The organism is Pseudoalteromonas shioyasakiensis, assembly GCF_022398475.1.
GTDB lineage: Bacteria > Pseudomonadota > Gammaproteobacteria > Enterobacterales > Alteromonadaceae > Pseudoalteromonas.
In genome coordinates, this window is the sequence record NZ_JAKEVM010000282.1 from 1 (window position 1) to 1149 (window position 1149).

1 protein-coding gene and 1 pseudogene are annotated in these 1149 nt (G+C 35.5%); both read left to right on the plus strand.

Going from position 1 to position 1149, the window contains the following annotated elements; all coding sequences use genetic code 11:
- Window positions 1–184, plus strand: a pseudogene (locus L1D51_RS21475) (glucosaminidase domain-containing protein); the annotation flags it as partial.
- Window positions 177–845, plus strand: a complete 669-nt coding sequence (locus L1D51_RS21480; protein ID WP_054561320.1) for a DUF2987 domain-containing protein — start codon at window positions 177–179, stop codon at window positions 843–845. The pseudogene L1D51_RS21475 and the gene L1D51_RS21480, both read left to right, overlap by 8 nt.
- The last annotated feature ends 304 nt before the right edge of the window (window positions 846–1149 follow it).

Sequence of the window (1149 nt, forward strand, 5' to 3'; positions counted from 1 at the left end):
TATTAATACCCATGCGGCGTATAAAGATTTAAGATCAATTCGTGCTGATTTACGTCGCCAGCAAAAGCCAATTGATGCAACTAAGCTAACACAAGGTTTACTGTCTTACTCTGAACGACGTGAAGCGTACATTGAAGAATTGAATAAAATGATAAATCAAAACAGAGCTTACTTTGATGAATAAACTCCTTCCATGGTTAAAAGCAGCAACCATCGCGGTTGCGCTAGGTGCAGTTGCTTCAAAGGCCGCTGCAACAGAATTTGTTGTTGCCTATGATGGCTTTTACGATCGTTTGAAAGTTGTTAATAAAGGCGAGTTTCAATACGCTCAAGTTAACTTTTATTTGTCTGATATTGCTAGCAACGAAGTATGCACAATTAAATCAGGTAAAATAATTACAGAAAAACAAGAGTTTGACCTAACATATACAGATAAGGCTCAGTTACTTTTACCTTTTGATAAGCAACTAGATACTGACAAAGCCGTAATTGTTGTTCAACCTGAAAATCCAAAACATGAATGCCAGTTAAAGTTACAAATTGAAGCAACGGATCTGGCTGATTTTGAACTCAGTAAAGCGAACTTATATACGTTAAATGAAGAATTTGACGAGCTTTTATCTGATTTGTCAGGCTTTTTTGTTAGCAAATTAATGTGGTTTTTACTGCCTGAACAACAAGGTGTTGTTCTTAAATTTAATGGCCAAGATGCTATTTCGGCAAATGACGTTAGCTGTAAAGAGCAGCGTTGTTCAATAAAAGTAACAGACGACTGGCAAGACGATAACACAGTGCTTAGCAGTCATGCTGAGCTCATCAGTGCCACACCGTGGATTGTTAAATAGCGACCATATATTGGTAAAGCGTTTTAATATTGACAAAAGGGACCTTATTAGGTCCTTTTTTCGTTGTGAAGCAGATAGTTCTTATGTCTCTTTTTTTAAAGAGTTTCCTCGTTATTTTGGTTTAGCATCAAAATCTGAAATTCATCGTAAGCAGTGCAGTTACTTTGACTGTTTATTTTATCTACATTATTCCCTTTAATTCATATCTTTTCTAACTATTTGTATTGCTGTGCATTTAAGAATTAGCGTGTTTTTAGATCTGAAAACAGTATGAAGATATGCGTTTTTACTGATTGTTTCTTGC